Origin of the sequence: Halosaccharopolyspora lacisalsi, from assembly GCF_014137975.1 — a bacterium.
Classification (GTDB): domain Bacteria; phylum Actinomycetota; class Actinomycetes; order Mycobacteriales; family Pseudonocardiaceae; genus Halosaccharopolyspora; species Halosaccharopolyspora lacisalsi.
Genome location: NZ_JACGWZ010000006.1, coordinates 171509 through 187846 on the forward strand (window position 1 = coordinate 171509; position 16338 = coordinate 187846).

Annotated in this window: 12 protein-coding genes; 8 read left to right on the top strand and 4 right to left on the bottom strand. The window is 70.0% G+C overall.

Features of this window, described 5'->3' with window-relative positions:
* The first annotated feature begins 35 nt into the window (after nt 1–35).
* The 6 genes from FHX42_RS19670 to FHX42_RS19695 all read left to right on the top strand — a co-directional run bounded on the left by FHX42_RS19670 (nt 36) and on the right by FHX42_RS19695 (nt 6848).
* On the top strand, nt 36–929 hold the full coding sequence (locus tag FHX42_RS19670; RefSeq protein ID WP_182545903.1) for an AAA family ATPase: 894 nt from the start codon (nt 36–38) through the stop codon (nt 927–929).
* Complete coding sequence (locus FHX42_RS19675; protein WP_182545904.1) at nt 926–2050, top strand: vWA domain-containing protein; 1125 nt, start codon at nt 926–928, stop codon at nt 2048–2050. The genes FHX42_RS19670 and FHX42_RS19675 overlap by 4 nt, the downstream gene beginning before the upstream one ends.
* Before the next feature lie 126 nt (nt 2051–2176).
* Nucleotides 2177–2728, top strand: a complete 552-nt coding sequence (locus FHX42_RS19680) for a (2Fe-2S)-binding protein (RefSeq protein ID WP_182545905.1) — start codon at nt 2177–2179, stop codon at nt 2726–2728.
* Nucleotides 2725–5175, top strand: coding sequence for a xanthine dehydrogenase family protein molybdopterin-binding subunit (locus FHX42_RS19685; RefSeq protein WP_182545906.1), 2451 nt, complete (start codon nt 2725–2727; stop codon nt 5173–5175). Before FHX42_RS19680 ends, FHX42_RS19685 begins: the two co-directional genes overlap by 4 nt.
* Entirely contained in the window at nt 5172–6026 is an 855-nt protein-coding gene (locus FHX42_RS19690; protein ID WP_182545907.1) for an FAD binding domain-containing protein, read from the top strand. Before FHX42_RS19685 ends, FHX42_RS19690 begins: the two co-directional genes overlap by 4 nt.
* A gap of 27 nt (nt 6027–6053) precedes the next feature.
* Entirely contained in the window at nt 6054–6848 is a 795-nt protein-coding gene (locus FHX42_RS19695; protein ID WP_220480643.1) for an SRPBCC family protein, read from the top strand.
* Nucleotides 6849–6981: 133 nt separating this feature from the next.
* On the opposite strand, the gene FHX42_RS19700 is transcribed toward FHX42_RS19695, so the two are convergent.
* From FHX42_RS19700 to FHX42_RS19715, 4 genes are all read right to left on the bottom strand, one after another.
* Entirely contained in the window at nt 6982–7968 is a 987-nt protein-coding gene (locus tag FHX42_RS19700) for an o-succinylbenzoate synthase (RefSeq protein WP_328796440.1), read from the bottom strand.
* 152 nt (nt 7969–8120) lie between these two features.
* Nucleotides 8121–8717 carry a suppressor of fused domain protein gene (locus FHX42_RS19705; RefSeq protein ID WP_182545910.1) on the bottom strand — a complete coding sequence of 199 codons (597 nt, stop codon included), beginning with the start codon at nt 8715–8717 and terminating at the stop codon, nt 8121–8123.
* 89 nt (nt 8718–8806) lie between these two features.
* Nucleotides 8807–10468 (bottom strand): DNA repair helicase XPB, encoded by a 1662-nt coding sequence (locus tag FHX42_RS19710; RefSeq protein WP_182545911.1) that lies wholly within the window; start codon nt 10466–10468, stop codon nt 8807–8809.
* Between the two features lie 445 nt (nt 10469–10913).
* A complete protein-coding gene (locus FHX42_RS19715) occupies nt 10914–11942 on the bottom strand; it encodes an ABC transporter substrate-binding protein (protein ID WP_182545912.1) in 1029 nt (342 codons plus the stop codon).
* 712 nt (nt 11943–12654) lie between these two features.
* Between FHX42_RS19715 and FHX42_RS19720 the strand changes: the two genes are divergently transcribed.
* On the top strand, nt 12655–15897 hold the full coding sequence (locus tag FHX42_RS19720; protein WP_182545913.1) for a sensor histidine kinase: 3243 nt from the start codon (nt 12655–12657) through the stop codon (nt 15895–15897).
* A 20-nt stretch (nt 15898–15917) separates the two neighbouring features.
* Nucleotides 15918–16322 (top strand): roadblock/LC7 domain-containing protein, encoded by a 405-nt coding sequence (locus FHX42_RS19725; protein ID WP_182546127.1) that lies wholly within the window; start codon nt 15918–15920, stop codon nt 16320–16322.
* Nucleotides 16323–16338: the final 16 nt, after the last annotated feature.

Sequence of the window (16338 nt, forward strand, 5' to 3'; positions counted from 1 at the left end):
TGCTCGGGACGTGACAGGTCGAATACGCTCGCGCCATGGCGGATCGCGATGGTGCCGGTGCGGTGAACTCGCCGGCGGAGATGGCGGCGGCGCTGGACGGTGCCGGATACCTACCGGACGACGGGATTGCCACCGCCGCCTTCCTGGCGGTGCGGATGGGACGCCCCCTGCTCTGCGAAGGCGATCCCGGGACGGGGAAGACGGCGCTGGCGCGGGCGTTGGCCGCGGCGCTCGGGGTGCGGCTCATCCGGTTGCAGTGCCACGAGGGCATCGACGCGGCCCAGGCCCTCTACGACTGGGACTTCCCCCGCCAACTCCTGCACCTGCGCACCCTCGAGGCCGCCGCGGGGGAGCTGGACGTCGCGGCGACGGAGTCCTCCCTGTACACCTCGCGGTTCCTGCTCGCCCGCCCGCTGCTACGCGCCCTGTGGGAGGCGCCGTGCGTGCTGCTGGTCGACGAGATCGACCGCGCCGACGACGAGTTCGAGGCGTTCCTGCTGGAGGTGCTGTCGGAGTACACGGTCAGCATCCCGGAGTTCGGCACGGTCACGGCTCCGGAACCCCCGGTGGTGCTGTTGACCTCGAACCGCACTCGCGAGGTGCACGACGCGCTGAAGCGTCGGTGCCTGTACCACTGGCTGGAGCACCCCGACCTGCCGCGCGAGGTGGCGATCCTGCGGCGCAGGCTGCCGGACCTCGACGAGCGGTTGGGAGAGCAGGTGGCCACGGCGGTACGGCGGATGCGGGGGATGGAGCTGTTGAAGCCGCCGGGAGTCGCCGAGTCCCTGGACTGGGCGCAGGCCCTGCTCGCGCTGGGCAGTACCGAGCTGGACACCGAGCTCGCGGCACGCACGCTCGGAGCCGTGCTCAAGTACCGGGAGGACGCCGAACGGGTCCGCGCCGACGGCGATTTCCGCGGAGCGCCATGACGGTTCGAAATGGTCACGAGTACCCGGTCGGGCTGGTCGGCTTCGCCCGAGCGTTGCGTCATGCCGGTGTGGCCTGCGATCCCGGCCGGGTCCGGACGTTCCTCGCTGCCACCGAGCACGTGGATCTCGACGACCGGTCGGGACTGTACTGGGCGGGACGCCTGACGCTGTGTGCCGAGCCCGACGACCTGCCGCGCTACGACCGGGCCTTCGAGCACTGGTTCGGCTCCGCGCCGTTGCCCCGCCCGGAGCGCGGTTCCCGCACCACGAAGCGCACCCGCACGGCGGCGCCGGAACCGGGCGAGTCCGGCACCACCGAGTCGGAACCGCTGGCCACCGCCGCCAGCGACGCGGAGGTACTGCGCGGCAGGGACGTCTCCGAACTCGGACCCGCCGAACGAGAGCAGCTGCGCCGGATGTTGGCCGAGCTGGACCTCCGACCTCCGCGTCGGGCCGCGCTGCGCCGGAAACCGTCCCGGCGCGGGGAGATCGACCCCCGGGCGACGATGCGGCAGCTGCTCCGCAGCGGGGGAGAACCGCTGCACCTGCGGCGGCGTGATCGGGTGCGGCGAGCACGCCGGGTCGTGCTGCTGATCGACGTGTCCGGTTCGATGGCTCCCTACGCCGACGCGCTGCTGCGCTTCGCCCACGTCGTGCTGCGTCGCTCCCCGGCGAGCACCGAAGTGTTCACCCTGGGTACGCGGATGACGCGGGTCAGCAGGCAGCTCCGGCAACGTGACCCCGAAAGCGCGCTGGCCGCCGCGTCCCGCGCGGTGCCGGACTTCTCCGGAGGTACCCGGCTGGGTGAAACCCTGGGTGCCTTCCTCGACCGCTGGGGGCAGCGCGGGACGGCTCGGTCGGCGGTGGTGGTGGTGTTCTCCGACGGCTGGGAGCGCGGTGACACGAGTGTCCTCTCCGGACAGATGTCGCGACTGCGCCGCCTCGCCCACGCCGTCGTGTGGGCCAATCCGCACGCCGGGCACGCCGGGTACGAGCCGGTGCAGTCCGGCATCGCCGCCGCCCTGCCGTACGTGGACCACCTCGTCGCGGGGCACAGCCTGGACGCGTTGCGGCGGCTGTGGGCGAGAGTGCACGGGTTGGCGAGCTCCGAGCGGGGCTGAAAGCGGCTTCGGGCTTGCCTCGAACGCCGTTCCGTAGCAGGCTCGGGGGATGTGACTCCGGTCACCGAACCCGGGTTCGGCCGGGGAGCACCCACACCGCGGGTCGTGTCCGTTCGAGGAGGCCCAATGCCGCGCATCACCGTCCACGTCGACGGCACCACCTACACAGACGACGTCTCAGCACGCACCCTGCTCGTGCAGTACCTACGCGAACACCTCGGCAGGACCGGCACCGTCGTCGGCTGCGACACCAGCAACTGCGGTGCCTGCACCGTTCACCTCGACGGGCAGAGCGTGAAGTCGTGCTCGGTGCTGGCCGCGCAGGCCGACGGCCACGAGATCACCACCATCGAGGGGCTGAGCGGCGACGGCGGGCAGCACCCCATGCAACAGGCGTTTCACGACAACCACGCGTTGCAGTGCGGGTTCTGCACACCCGGAATGATCATGCAGGCCGTCGACCTGCTCTCCGACACCCCGGAACCGGACGATCAGCAGATTCGCGAGGGCCTGGAAGGCAACCTGTGCCGGTGCACCGGTTACCAGAACATCGTCCGCGCCGTACGGGACGCCTCACGACGCATGCGTGCCGGTGCCGAGGCCGAGCACACCGGCGAGACGCCCGCGCCGCGATCCGCCGAGGAGCGGACCGCACAGCCGACGGGAGGGCAGTCATGACCTCCACCGCGGAACCCGAACTCGGTCGTTCGCGCAAGCGCAAGGAGGACGCGCGGCTGGTCACCGGAGCCACGCGCTGGACCGACAACATGGCGTTGCCGGGGATGATGCACCTGGCCGTCCTGCGCAGCCCGGTCGCTCACGCGCGGATCACCTCCGTCGACACCTCCGAGGCCCGCCGCATGTCCGGGGTGCGGGCGGTGGTCACCGGTACCGACATCGCGGCCGATCAGGGCAGCCTGCCGTGCGCCTGGCCGATCACCGAGGACATGCGCAGCCCGCAGGCGCCGCCGATGGCCGTCGACACGGTCAACTTCGCCGGAGAGGCCGTGGCGATGGTCGCCGCGCGCAGCGCCGCCGAGGCCCGCGACGCGCTGGACGCCATCGACGTCGACTACGACGACCTGCCGGTGGTGCTGGACGTGGAGTCGGCGGCGCAGCCGGGGTCGCCGCTGGTGCACACCGAGCTGGGCACCAACCGCAGCGCGACCTGGACCTTCGACTCGGCCGAGGCGGGAACGGGCGGTGACGTGGACAGGGCGCTGGCCGATGCGGAGGTGCGCGTCGAGCGCACGTTCCGCCAGCAGCGGCTGATCCCCGCGTTCATGGAACCGCGGTCGGTGCTGGTCGACCCCACGTCGGAGCAGATCACGGTGTACTCGGCCACGCAGGTGCCGCACATCCTGCGCACGATGCTGGCGATGTCGCTGGGCGTGGACGAGCACAAGATCCGGGTGATCGCTCCCGACGTCGGTGGCGGCTTCGGCGGCAAGCTCCAGGTCACCCCGGAGGAGGTGCTGACCTTCCTGATGGCCCGCCGGCTCGGCTGCCCGGTGAAGTGGACCGAGACCCGCTCGGAGACGATGGTCTCCGCTCATCACGGCCGCGATCAGGTGCAGCGGCTCGCGCTGGCGGCCCGCCGCGACGGCACGGTCACCGGCCTGAACGTGGAGCTGCTGGCCGACATGGGCGCCTACCTGCGGCTGGTGACACCGGGCATCCCGATCCTGGGCGGCCTGATGTTCAACTCGATCTACAAGTTCGACTCCTACCGGTTCACCTGCACCAACGTGTTCACGACCAAGACACCCACGGACGCCTATCGCGGTGCGGGCAGGCCGGAGGCGACCTTCGCCATCGAGCGGATGATGGACGAGCTCGCCGCCGAGCTCGACATGGACCCGCTGGAGGTGCGTCGCAGGAACTGGATCGACCGCGCGGAGTTCCCGTACACCACCGTGGCCGGGCTGACCTACGACTCCGGTGACTACGAGGCCGCCACCGGCCGGGCCGAGGAGCTGTTCGGCTACCGGCAGTTGCGCGAGGAGCAGGCCCGGAGGCGCCAGCGCGCCGACACCGTCCAGCTCGGTATCGGCGTGTCGACCTTCACCGAGATGTGCGGACTCGCGCCCTCCCGGGTGCTCGGATCGCTGTCCTACGGCGCGGGCGGCTGGGAGCACGCGCAGATCCGGGTGCTGCCGACCGGCAAGGTCGAGCTCGTCACCGGTGTCTCGCCGCACGGCCAGGGGCACGTGACGGCGTGGAGCCAGCTCGTGGCCGACCGGATCGGCGTGCCCTTCGACGACGTCGAGGTGTTGCACGGTGACACCCAGATCTCCCCGCGCGGTATGGACACCTACGGTTCGCGTTCGTTGTCGGTCGGGGGGATGGCGGCGGTCAGCGCCACCGACAGGGTGATCGAGAAGGCCCGGCGGATCGCCGCGCACATGCTGGAGTGCTCCGAGGACGACCTGGAGTTCTCCGCGGGGCGCTTCGGCGTGCGGGGCACCGATCGCGGCACCGGCATCTCCGACGTCGCGCTGGCCGCGTTCACCGCCCACGACCTTCCGGAGGGGGTCGAGCCGAACCTGGACGCCGAGGCCACCTTCGACCCGGAGAACTTCTCGTTCCCGCACGGCACCCACCTGTGCGCGGTCGAGGTGGACACCGACACCGGCGAGGTGCGCATTCGTTCCTACGTCTGCGTCGACGACGTCGGTACCGTGGTCAACCCGCTGATCGTGGAAGGGCAGGTGCACGGCGGTTTGGCGCAGGGCATCGCCCAGGCGCTGTTCGAGGAGGCCGTCCACGACGAGGACGGGACGCTGACCACGGCGACGTTGGCCGACTACCTGGTGCCCACCGCCGCCGATCTGCCGGAGTTCACCACCGACCGCACCGAGACGCGGGCGACGTCGAATCAGCTGGGTGTCAAGGGTGTCGGCGAGGCGGGCACGATCGCCTCCACCCCCGCCGTGGTCAACGCCGTCGTCGACGCCGTGCGCCACTTCGGCGTCGACGACGTGCGGATGCCGTGCTCGCCGCAGCGGGTCTGGCGGGCGATCCGGGGAGTTCGCGCGAGTTCCGAGACCGCCCCGGAGGCCGGTGGCGGGCTCGGATCGATGGAAACCGGTGGTTTCGCAGGCTCGGAAGGAGACCTCAGGTGATTCCGGCACCGTTCGACTACATCGCACCCTCCACAGTGGCCGAAGCCGTTTCCGCGCTGGAAGAGGCCGGCGAGGACGCCAAGGTCCTCGCGGGCGGGCAGAGCCTGTTGCCGGTGCTGCGAATGCGGATGGCCGACCCCGGCGTGGTCGTCGACCTCGGCGGCGTGACGGCGCTGCGCGGGGTCCGGGAGGAAGGGGGATCGCTGGTCATCGGATCGATGACCACCCATCACGACGTGATGCGCGATCCGCTGGTCCACCACCACGCGAAGCTGTTGGCGCAGACGGCCCGGACGGTGGCCGATCCGCAGGTACGACACCGCGGCACCTTCGGCGGGGCGCTGGTCCACGCCGATCCGGCGGGTGACCTGGCCGCTCCCACGCTGGCGCTGGACGCCGAGATGGTGCTGGCGGGTCCGTCCGGGGCCCGTGTGGTGCGGGCTTCCGAGTTCTTCGTCGACTACTTCACCACCGCCCTGGACCCGGCCGAGGTGCTGGTCGAGGTGCGGTTCCCGATGTTCACCGGGTGGAGCGCGCACTACGAGAAGTTCAACCGCGTCGCCCAGGCGTGGTCGGTGGTCGGGGTGGCGGCCGCCGTGCGGGTGGAGGCGGGTGCGATCGCCGAGGCCAGGGTCGGACTCACCAACATGGGGTCGACCCCGGTGCGCGCGTTGGCCGTCGAGCAGGCACTGCTCGGCAGGCCCGCCACGCCGGAGGCGATCCGTCACGCGGCCCGGCACGCGACGGAGGGCACCAGCCCGGTCAGCGACGCCGGCGCCGACATCGACTACCGCGAACATCTCGCCCAGGTGCTCACCGGCAGGGCCGTGACCGCGGCGGCCGGCGTGTGAGGCTGATCAGGAGGGTTTCTCGTGCGGATGCAGCACCAGTTCACCGTTCCCGCGCCGGTCGACGTCGCCTGGTCGACGTTGCTGGACCTGGAGCGCGTCGCGCCGTGCATGCCGGGGGCGACGTTGAAGGAGGTCGACGGCAACGACTTCACCGGCTCGGTCAAGGTCAAACTCGGGCCGGTCTCGCTGCTCTACAAGGGCTCCGGCACCTTCACCGAGACCAACAGCGCCGCGCACCGGGTGGTGATCGACGCGAGCGGCAAGGACTCGCGGGGCAACGGTACGGCCGCCGCCACGGTCACCGCGGAGCTCTCGCCCCTGGGGCAGGGCACCACGGTCGCCGTCGACACCGATCTGAAGGTCACCGGAAAGCCCGCGCAGTTCGGGCGCGGGATGATCCACGACGTCGCCGAGAAGCTCATCACGCAGTTCTCCGACTGCCTGGAGGAACGACTCGTCGAGCCCGCGGCCGCCGAGGAGGTCGAGGAACGGTCCGTGACCGAGCGGACCGGGCCGGTCCCGGGGCCCGTGGTGGGGGAAAGCGGTCCCGAGGTGCACGGGACATCGGAGCCGCAACCGGTCACTCCGGCCGGGGAGGTTCCCGAGCAACCGGGGGAGTCCGAGGCGGCGACCAGAGCGACGACCGCGGACTCCGCCGGGGGTGCCACGCGGACCGAGTCCGCACCGAGTTCCGAGGAGGCGATCGATCTGCTCGGCACCGCCGGGGGGCCGGTGCTCAAGCGCCTGGCTCCCACCGTCGTCGGGCTCGCCGCGCTGGTCGCCGTCGCCGTGCTCCTCCGGCGTCGACGGCGTACTCGCTGACGGGTTTCGCGCCTCGGCTTTCGGTGCGGACCCCCTCGCGGTCGGTGTGGTGGTGAACGCGTCGTCGCGGCGGTGAGAGTGCCCCCGCGACGCGTTCACCACGCGGGGGCGGGTGACACCTGCGCCCGCTCCGCTACAGCAGGGCGTGGACGCGGCCGAGCCGGTCGAGCCAGCGGCGCTGGGTGGCGGCCGACGGAGTCGCCGCCGCCACCCGCGCCGGGTCCGGCGCGGGAGCGCGCCGGGGCACCGGCAGGTGTCCCTCCGATGTGTGCAGCGAGTCGGCGACGGTGTCGCCGTCGAGCAGCGACATCGTGCCGAGGCCGCAGGCGAAGGGCAGCTGCGGCAGCGAGCCCGCGAGAGCGAGTTGCGCGGCCAGCCCGACGCTGCTTTCCACCGCGGAAGAGACGACGCAGGGCAACCCGCAGGACTCGGCCACGCGCAGCGCGCGGTGAACGCCGCCGAGCGGCGTGGCTTTGAGTATCGCGACGTCAGCCGCGCCCGCCACGGCCACGCGCAGCGGGTCCTCGGCGCGGCGGATGGACTCGTCGGCGGCGATGCGCACGTCGACCCGTCGCCGCACGGCGGCGAGCTCGTCGAGCGTGGCGCAGGGCTGCTCGACGTACTCCAGACCTCCCGCCGCTCGGTCGAGTTCGCGGATGCGGGTGGTGGCGCTGTCGACGTCCCACAGGCCGTTGGCGTCGACGCGGACGGCTCCGGACCCGCCGAGCGCGTCACGGACGGCGGCCACGCGCTCGATGTCCTCACCGGGGGTTTGCGCGGCGTCGGCGACTTTCACCTTCGCCGTCGAGCAGCCGGAGTTCGCGGCGATCTCGTGGCAGCGGTCGGCGTCGACGGCCGGAACCGTGCAGTTGACCGGTACCACCTCGCGCACCGGCTCCGGCCAGTTGCCCGCGCAGGCCTCCAGAGCCGCGTTCAGCCAGGGCACCGATTCGGCGTCGGAGTAGTCCTCGAACGGACAGAACTCGCCCCACCCGGAGGGGCCGCCCAACAGGACGCCCTCACGCACGGTGATTCCACGGAACCGCGTGTGCATCGGGAGCGCGTACACGCGCACGGCGTCCAGGTCGGTCAGGTCGATCGTCGCCTCGTTCGAATCCACACCCCGATCCTGGCACGTCAGTACCATCTTGGCTGCCGGTCATGGCCAACGCCTCGTCGCGGTGATCGTCGGGAACAAGCCGGCCGGTTCGAGGGGTACGGGTGCTCCCCGTCCGCATCACGGGCACGAGACGTGCCGCGAAGGTGCTCGGCTCAGGCCACGCTGGGGCGGCCGAGGTCGAAGACGTCGACCTCGAAGCGCGCCCACTGCCTGCGCAGTGCGGCGACACCGCTGTCCAGCACGAAGTTCAACTCGCCCAGGGTCACCGGCAGCAGCGTGAACACCTGGAGTTGTTCGGTGCCCTCGGTGTCGGTGAAGCGGGTGAACTCGGGAGGGAAGAGCGGGTGCCCGCTGGCCAGCACCGCGTGGAACTCCGTGCCGGCCAGCAGGGGCTGCTCGTTGGGCACGATCTGGTCCGGGACCAGGTGCGTGTTCAGCCCCACGAGCAGTTGGGAGGTGAGGTCGACCAGGTACCGCGCCGCCTCGGCCTGCTCCCGGTAGACGGTGCAGGCGAGCTCCTGGGCGGGGTCGGCGCCGATCGGCTGGAAGCGCAGTCCGGAGCTGATGACCGTGGTCAGGTGGTACTCCTCGCGTTGGAAGAACACCAGGCCGTAGCCGCGGTCCTCACCACGCACGTTCGGCGGCTCGGCTCCGCTGGGTGGACCGGCGTGGTGTTCGAGGTTCTCGGCCAGTCCCACGAACCGATGTGCGCGGCCCCCCGTGGTGATGCCCTGCTTCTCGGCGCTCATCCGATCTCCTGGTACTGCGTGTTTCCTCGCTACCGCAACCGGCCGCACGGCGTGCGTGGTCACGCTTGGCTCATACAGTACCGCCGCCCTCAGGTGCTGTCGGCGATGGCCGGTCCGAGCAGATCGTCGGAATCGACGATGCGATAGGCGTAGCCCTGCTCGGACAGGAAACGCTGTCGGTGCGCGGCGTAGTCGGTGTCGATGGTGTCGCGGGAGACCACCGAGTAGAAGTGCGCCTGTTTGCGCTCGTTCTTCGGGCGCAGCAGTCGACCGAGTCGCTGTGCCTCCTCCTGACGGGATCCGAAGGTGCCGGAGACCTGCACGGCCACCGACGCCTCGGGCAGGTCGATGGAGAAGTTGGCGACCTTGGAGACCACGAGCCTGTCGATCTCGCCGCGGCGGAACGACTCGTAGAGCGCCTCGCGATCCTTGTTGTTCGTGGACCCCTCGACGATGGGCGCGTCCAACGCCTTGCCGAGTTCGTGCAGCTGCTCCAGGTAGGCGCCGATGACCAGCGCGGGTTCACCGGGGTGCTGATCGAGGATGGCCCGCACCACCGGGGCCTTGGTCCTGGCGGTGGAGCACACCTTGTAGCGCTCCTCCGCCTCGGAGGTGGCGTAGTTCATCCGCTCGTCGTCGGTGAGCGTGACCCGGACCTCGACGCAGTCGGCCGGCGCGATCCAGCCCTGCGACTCGATGTCCTTCCACGGCGCGTCGTAGCGCTTCGGCCCGATCAGGGAGAACACGTCGCTCTCGCGGCCGTCCTCGCGCACCAGGGTGGCGGTCAGCCCCAGCCGCCGCCGGGACTGCAGGTCGGCGGTCATCCGGAACACCGGTGCGGGCAGCAGGTGCACCTCGTCGTAGACGATCAGCCCCCAGTCGCGGGAGTCGAACAGTTCCAGGTGCTTGTACTCGCCCTTGGACTTGCGGGTGATCACCTGGTAGGTGGCGATGGTGACCGGGCGGATCTCCTTCTTCTCGCCCGAGTACTCGCCGATCTCCTCGGCGGTCAGCGAGGTGCGCTCGACGAGCTCGCGCTTCCACTGCCTGGCAGAGACGGTGTTGGTGACCAGGATCAGCGTCGTGGCCTGCGCCTCGGCCATCGCCGCGGTGCCGACCAGGGTCTTGCCCGCGCCGCAGGGCAGCACGACGACACCGGAGCCTCCGGCCCAGAACGAGGTCACGGCCTGCCGCTGGTAGTCGCGCAGGTGCCAGCCGTCCTCGTTCAGCGCGATCGGGTGAGCCTCACCGTCGACGTACCCGGCGAGGTCCTCGGCGGGCCAGCCGATCTTGACCAGGGCCTGCTTGAGCCGCCCGCGCTCGCTGGCGTGGACCACGACCGTGTCGTCGTCGACGCGGGCGCCGAGCATCGGTTTGATCTTCTTGCTGCGCAGCACCTCTTCCAGCACCGCGCGGTCCCGCGAGCTCAGCACCAGCCCGTGGGCGGGGTCGTGGTTGAGCTCGAGCCTTCCGAAGCGGCCCATCGTCTCGACGATGTCGACCAGCAGCGGCTGGGGCACGGGGTAGCGGGAGTGGTTGACCAGGGCGTCGACGACCTGCTCGGGATCGTGCCCGGCCGCGCGCGCGTTCCACAGCGCCAGCGGGCTGATCCGATAGGTGTGTACGTGTTCGGGGGCACGTTCGAGCTCGGCGAACGGTGCGATGGCGATGCGTGCCTCGTCGGCCCCGGGGTGGTCGACTTCGAGCAGCACGGTCTTGTCCGACTGGACGATCAGCGGTCCGTCAGTCACCTCGGGCGGCTCCTTGGAATGGGTCTTCACTGGGGGCGGGCGGCGCTGAAACCAACGGTCGCACCGCGCTCCAGTATTCCACTGCCGCAGCGGACCGGAACATGTAAGCCACTTCACCGGTCGCCCGATGGCGTCGTAAGTACATGTGTGACGCCGTGCGTCACAACGGCGGGCTGTGGTGGAGCGACGAGGAAGCCGATCACACGCGGAACCGTTCCGAGCGCTGTCCGGATGCGACCGACATTCGGCCGGCGTGGACGCCGGAAGTGGCCGCCGGAAGTGGACGCCGAGGTCGAGCGGATCGCTCGCCGGGCGGTCGAGGAGTCCCGCGAGCGGGAGAGCTCCCGTCAGCAGGAGGGGGCCCGGCGGGAGTCCGACGAGCGGGGGCGGGCCGCCCGACGACGAGCTCCGGCTCCGCCGGCCCGTTCGTCGCCGGAGCATCGCCTCACTTCTTCGGGGGCGCTTCGAACAGCATCGACTCGACGTCGACGTCGCCGGACGGCAGCACGCCGTGGGACCTCATCAGCTCCACGACGCGTTCGAGCCGGGAGGCGTCCAGCGTCGTCGGGTAGCTCCCGATGTTGACCAGGGCCGCCGTGCTGGGGTCGATCTCGGTGTACTGAGGTAGCAGGTCCTCGACCTTGCCGCGGTCCTTGCCCACCTCGGCCTGGGCACGTGCCATCACTCGCTGGAACCTGGCGGCGGCGTCGCGGTGTCGCTCGACCCACTGCCGGGTGGACGCGTACCCGGCGATCGGCATGCCCGTCGTGGGGCCCTTCGCGGTGTCGGCCAGGGTTTCGGCACCCAGCCGATTGGCCCGGGAGGCGAAGGGCTCGATCATCGCGGCCGCCGCGACGTCGCCGCGCTGCAGGGCCGCGGGCATCTCGGAGAAGTCCATGACGACGAACTCGACGTCGGAGGGCTGGAGACCGTGGGTCTTCAGGGTGACGCTCGTGGTCAGCTCCGTGATGTTGGAACGGGTGTTGACCGCGATCTTCTCGCCCGCGAGGTCCGAGGGCGATGAGACCGGCCCGCCGGGCATGTGCATCAGCAGGAGCGTTCCCGTGTCGGCCTGGTAGCCGTCCGACACGGCCCTGAGCTCGACGCCCTCCCGCTGCTGTGCCCGGAAGAACGTGACCCAGTTGCTGAAGGTGATGTCCAGCGATCCGTTGTTCAGCAGCGGGATTCCGTCCGCGCCACCGGAGATGGTTCGCGGCTCGACCCGCAGCCCCGCTCGTTCGAAGTAGCCCTCGCGCATCGCCAGGTGCAGGGGTGCCACGTCGACCGAGGGCATGATGCCGACGTCGATCGTCGTCGGTTCGGGAGCCGTGGAGCCGCCGCTGTCGCCCTTCACCTCGCCGAGCGGACCGCACCCGGACAGGAGGAACAGGCACAGGGCCACGAGGACCGCGGGTGCGCGGCGGGCGTTCGCCGGTCCGGGAGCGTGACCGGCTCGCGTGGGACGCCGAACCATGTGGAGGGCTCTCTTCTGGGACGTGGCGGGCTGCCGACAGGACAGTAACTCTCACGCGTCGAACACCGTGAGTCAACAGTGAATCGCTCACCGCCCCTGCGGGGGACGTCACTCCGAGGATCGGGTCCACACTGTGAAAACGTCGATCGTCCCGGCGCGCTGGTTGCGGTGCGTACGACGGTTTCACGAGGAATACGAAGGGCGATGTTTTACACACTCGATGTAACGAAACTGCGGAATATGTGCTCGCGGTATTTGGCTGTGTGACCGCTGTGAGGTGGTGTTACTCGGAAGAGTGAACGTAGAGCAGGTGTGAACTACGCTACGTATAGCGCCCCACTTCCCCGGTCGCGGACTTCGCCAGTACGCTGTGTGCCGCCCGTGGGGGTAAGCAACCCCCGTGCTCCCATGGAGCGACGGAGGGGGATCCTGCGCGGTTTCCCGTCCTGTGAGCTGCAAATTTCGGCTTTTCGTGGTGACAGGACCCCGGTTGCCGCGCCACGTGCCCGTAACTGTCGGAATGAGGAAGCCTCGAGTGGCCCGAGGAGAGAAAGGTCCCGATCGGTTCAACGCGCTCGGGACGACGGGTTCTCACCCAACGGGTGACGACTCTGTCGGTACTGACGAGGACCCCGTGTCCGCACAGGGTCCTATTCACGGACCGCTTGACATCCCAGGCAGCGGTGGCGGCGCTCGGACCAGCAAGTGGTACATGCGCAACTGGCGGCTGCGGACCAAGCTGCTGCTCGTGCTGCTGATCCCCTCGATCGCAGCGCTGTCCCTGGGCGCGTTCCAGGTGTCCTCCGACTACGCGCAGGCCGACACGTTGGCGGCCAACAGCAAGCAGGTCGAGCTCGACACCAGCGCGGGCAAGGTCGTGCACGAGCTGCAGCGTGAGCGCGACCTGACCGTGGCCTACATCGCGTCCGGGCGGACCGCCAACCGCGCCGAGCTCAACGAGCAGCGCGCCGCGGTGGATCGCGCCATCGAGCAGTTCCGCTCCGACATCCGTCAGGCCAGGCAGAGCTCGCACTCCGAGGTCGCCACCCGCTTCGCCGCGGCTGCTTCCGACCTCGATCGGTTGGCCAACCTGCGGAAGGTGTCGGACAACAGCGACTACCCGGCCGACGCGGCCGTGAGGGCCTACACGGAATCGGTGGATCGCCTGCTCAGGCTCGGTGAACGGGGTATCACCGAAATCAACAACCCCGAGCTGGTGCAGCTCTACCTGGCCACCAACGCGTTGTCGCGTGCCCAGGAGCAGGAATCGGTCAAGCGAGCCCTGCTGGCCGCGGCGCTGCACTCCGGTGGCTTCGGCCCCTCCGACCAGCGCGCCCTGCTCTCCGCCGACGCCGAGCTCGACGCCGCGCTGAGCGACTTCCGCAAGTGGGCCACTCCGGCCCAGGAGCAGGCCTACAGCGACACCGTGACCGGTCTTATGGTCGACCGGGCCCGCACCGTCGAGGAAACGGCGTTGGTGCGTGCGCAGGAGGGCAACTCGTTCAGCGACCTGTCACCGCAGGAGTGGATGCGGTACTCGACCGAGACGGTCAACCTCAACTACCAGGTGACTCGGCAGCTGCGCGACCAGTTGCAGAACAAGGTCGACTCGCTGGCCTCGGCCGCGAACACCCAGACGTACGTGGCGGCCGTACTGGTGGTCGGTGCGCTGATCCTGGCCTTCGCGATCGCTCTGATGGTGGCCCGGTCGCTGCTGCTTCCCCTGCGCACGCTGCGCCGCTCCGCCCTGGACGTGGCCGACAACAGGCTGCCGGACTCCGTCGACTCGATCCTCGAGGAGTCCAACCCGGACGGCGGTCACGGCGGCTGGATCGAGCCGATCCCGGTGCACACCCAGGAGGAGATCGGCCGCGTGGCCCGCTCCTTCGACGCGGTGCACTCCCAGGCCCTGCGGCTGGCCTCCGAGCAGGCGTTGCTGCGGAACAACGTCAACGACCTGTTCGTCAACCTCGCCCGGCGCAGTCAGACGCTGGTACAGCGCCAGCTGGCGCTGATCGAGCGACTGGAGCAGGACGAGCAGGACCCCGACCAGCTCAGCAGCCTGTTCGAGCTGGACCACCTCGCGACCCGGATGCGGCGCAACAACGAGAACCTGCTCATTCTCGGTGGCACCGACCTGACCAGGCGGATGGTGAAACCCGTCGCGCTGACGGAGGTCGTCGGCGCTGCCGTGTCCGAGGTCGAGCAGTACGCGCGGATCGCCATCTCGGAGGCGCCGGAACTCGCGATCCAGGGACGCATCGTCAACGACGTGGTGCACCTGATCGCCGAGCTGTTGGAGAACGCCACCGTGTACTCCAACCCGGACACCGAGGTCACCGTGCACACCGCCTATCGCAGGCAGGAACTCGTGCTGGAGATCCGGGACCGTGGCGTGGGCATCGACGCCTCCGATCTCTCCGAGATCAACGAGCGCCTGGTGCGCACTCCGGAAGTCGACGTCTCGGTGTCCCGCCGGATGGGCCTGTACGTGGTCGGCCAGCTCTCGCGGCGGCACAACATCGGCGTCGAGCTGCACAACAACGACGACCTCGAAGGTGGCGTCACCGCGCGGGTGCACATCTCCGGTGAGTTCGTCGTGCAGCTGACTCCGAACGGCCCGATGCCGATGCCGGACGTGCAGCGGCCGGCCGACGAGCAGCGGGACGCGTTGTCCGACACCGGAACGCAGAAGGGCCTGGCGGCGGCCTTCGCGCAGAACGGCACCGAGCGGAACCTTCCCGAGCCCGAACCGCCCCAACGCGGGCTGCCCCAGCGGGAGCCCTCCGAGCCGGTCGCTCCGCTCGGGTCACCCGAACCGGAGCCGGACGACGAGCAGTCGTGGCCGGTTTCCGACATCGGTGAAGAGTTCGCCACGAGCTACTCGGTGCAGATCGCCTCGGGCGATTCGTACGGTGCTTCGGACGTACCGCGCTGGGAGGACGAACCCGACGACGTGGTCGCCGAGGCGGAGTGGCCCCGTGAGGATGCCCGCATCGACGTGGACCCGGGTGACGGGCACGATGGTCGGTGCGGGGTGCCTCCCGGGATCGACGATCCCGGTGGGCTTTTCCACAGTCCTTTCGAAGCCGAGAAGACCACCCAGTTCGAACGCATCACGGAGTCCTACGACACCGGGTGGGAGGACGCACGGGAAGGTACTGCGGAAACCCCGATACCAGTGGACAGCGGCGTGGGGGCTCCGGCAGTGGCGGCCACGTCCGACAGTCAGCCGGAGGGGACCGCCAGCGACATGGATGACGCGCCGACCCAACGTCTTCCCATCTACGAGGCCGTGCTTTCCCAGTGGTTCCGTGAACCGGAGGAGGAAGGACAACCGTCCCCGTCCGAGCCGGTGTCGTCACGCGACGGTGCGGCTCACAACGGCCACGGCGAATCGGCCGCCGTCGGTGCGATCGGCGGTCGAGCCAGGGCCCGGCGTGAGAACGAGCCGCACGAACCGGGCATCGACGAGGCCCGGGCACCGGGGTCGATGTTCAACGGTGCACCCGTCGACGACGCTGAGACCGGTGTCTCCGACGTGCCTCGTGTGGGGCGGCGTGCGGCCACCCGCGACCAGCGGGATCGTGTCGCGCAGGCTCGCCAGGACGAGGCGCAGAGCACCGCCGACCCCGGTTGGGGTGCCGGTGATGCCGGGTGGCAGGCGGCCGAGGCGCTGGCTTCGCAGGATCAGCAACAGCAGGAAACCACTACGGCAGGGCTGCCCAAGCGCAACCCGAAGTCGAATCTGGTCCCTGGGTCGGCCGCGGCGCAGCCGCAGTCCCCGGCCCCGGCCCCGGAGAAGCCCACCGCGCCCCGCTCGGCCGACGCCGTGCGCGGCAGGATGTCGAACTTCCAACAGGGCGTCCGACGTGGTAGGCACGCCAAGGCCGAGTTCGACTCGACCGACGAACAGTCCCGCTCGATCCCGAGCCGTCCCGAGGAGCAGGAGTGACCGGGTCCGTCCAGAACCCCATGAGCAGCAACAGTTTCAGTTGGCTGATCACCGACTTCGTGCGTCGCGTCCCCGGCGTCGCGCACTCGGTCGTGGTCTCCGCGGACGGGTTGCTGCTCGCAGGCTCGCAGGGCCTGCCACGCGATCGTGCCGAGCAGTTGTCCGCGGTCGCTTCCGGACTGGTCAGCCTGACTCAGGGCGCGGCCCGGTGTTTCGAAGCCGGCGATGTGACTCAGACCGTGGTCGAGATGGAGCAGGGTTACCTGTTCCTGATGTCGATCAGCGACGGGTCGTGTCTGGCGGTGCTCGCCGCCCCCAACGCCGACATCGGTTTGGTCGCCTACGAGATGACCCTGCTCGTCGAGCGGGTCGGGCGCCAACTCACACCCGAGTTGCGCGCGCAGTTGCAAGGAATGGGTCGATGACCGTCCTCGCCGGCGT

What these genes read in the sequence shown, in the direction of transcription:
- FHX42_RS19695 (WP_220480643.1), top strand. Translation starts at nt 6,054, where the DNA reads ATGCAGCACCAGTTCACCGTTCCCGCGCCGGTCGACGTCGCCTGGTCG.
- FHX42_RS19680 (WP_182545905.1), top strand. Translation starts at nt 2,177, where the DNA reads ATGCCGCGCATCACCGTCCACGTCGACGGCACCACCTACACAGACGAC.
- FHX42_RS19675 (WP_182545904.1), top strand. Translation starts at nt 926, where the DNA reads ATGACGGTTCGAAATGGTCACGAGTACCCGGTCGGGCTGGTCGGCTTC.
- FHX42_RS19685 (WP_182545906.1), top strand. Translation starts at nt 2,725, where the DNA reads ATGACCTCCACCGCGGAACCCGAACTCGGTCGTTCGCGCAAGCGCAAG.
- FHX42_RS19705 (WP_182545910.1), bottom strand. Translation starts at nt 8,717, where the DNA reads ATGAGCGCCGAGAAGCAGGGCATCACCACGGGGGGCCGCGCACATCGG.
- FHX42_RS19670 (WP_182545903.1), top strand. Translation starts at nt 36, where the DNA reads ATGGCGGATCGCGATGGTGCCGGTGCGGTGAACTCGCCGGCGGAGATG.
- FHX42_RS19720 (WP_182545913.1), top strand. Translation starts at nt 12,655, where the DNA reads ATGCGCAACTGGCGGCTGCGGACCAAGCTGCTGCTCGTGCTGCTGATC.
- FHX42_RS19715 (WP_182545912.1), bottom strand. Translation starts at nt 11,942, where the DNA reads ATGGTTCGGCGTCCCACGCGAGCCGGTCACGCTCCCGGACCGGCGAAC.
- FHX42_RS19725 (WP_182546127.1), top strand. Translation starts at nt 15,918, where the DNA reads ATGAGCAGCAACAGTTTCAGTTGGCTGATCACCGACTTCGTGCGTCGC.